Source organism: Mesorhizobium sp. M6A.T.Cr.TU.014.01.1.1 (genome assembly GCF_004022765.1).
Lineage (GTDB): Bacteria > Pseudomonadota > Alphaproteobacteria > Rhizobiales > Rhizobiaceae > Mesorhizobium > Mesorhizobium mediterraneum.
The window spans coordinates 1-870 of sequence record NZ_RZPG01000073.1 but is presented as its reverse complement, the minus strand read 5'-3'; the positions used below and the strand labels follow the sequence as shown (position 1 = coordinate 870).

At 63.2% G+C, this 870-nt stretch carries 1 protein-coding gene; it reads left to right on the top strand.

The window, feature by feature from the left end; translation table 11 throughout:
• On the top strand, positions 1-681 hold a 681-nt coding region (locus tag EN885_RS33005; RefSeq protein WP_245493196.1), incomplete at its 5' end, for an ATP-binding protein.
• Positions 682-870: the final 189 nt, after the last annotated feature.

The window sequence follows — 870 nt, the reverse complement described above, 5'->3', positions numbered from 1 at the left end:
GCCGAGGTCAAGGCCACCGCGCATGCGCTGAACCAACTCTCGTCGCGGCTGCGGACCGCCATGGAAAGCCGCATGCGGCTGGTCGCCGCCGCCGGCCATGATCTGCGAACGCCGATGACGCGCATGCGGCTGCGCGCCGAATTCCTCGACGACGAACGCGACAAATGGCTTCACGACCTCGACGAACTCGACCGCATCGCCGACAGCGCCATCCGTCTGGTGCGCGAAGAGGTGAACCAGGACGCCGTCGAACCGGTCGACCTGGCAAAGACGGTGCGCGATATCGAAGCCGAGATGGCATCGCTCGGCCATGCCGTGTCGATCGGGCACCTGGACAAGGTTTGCGTGCGGGCCGGCGCGCTTGGCCTGCGCCGCGCCTTGCGCAACCTGATCGTCAACGCCGCCACCCATGGCAAGGCGTGCCGCATCGACCTGGCCGCAGCCGACAATCGCGCCGTGCTGACCATATCTGACCATGGCCCGGGCATACCCACGGAACTCCTGAACAAGGCGTTCGAGCCCTTCTTCCGCGTCAACCCCGGCCGCCTGCAATCCGTCCCCGGAGCCGGTCTTGGCCTCGCCATCGCCAAGGAGATCATCGAGCGCTACGGGGGCACGGTAACGCTGGAAAACCGCCCGGGCGGCGGGCTGGAACAGACGGTGGTGTTCGACGCGGTGTAACGGTTAGCGGTCAGCCGAGTAATCGGCGTTGACGAAAAAACAGAGACGATGCTGCACCGCGCAAAGCCAATGTTCCAAATCATATCTCCACGGAGCCAGGACCGAACCCATATAGCCAAACTATAGATTCCAAAATTTCTTGCGACTTCACAAAGAACTAGGCTCTCAAGCCAAGAGCTCCCCTCAATC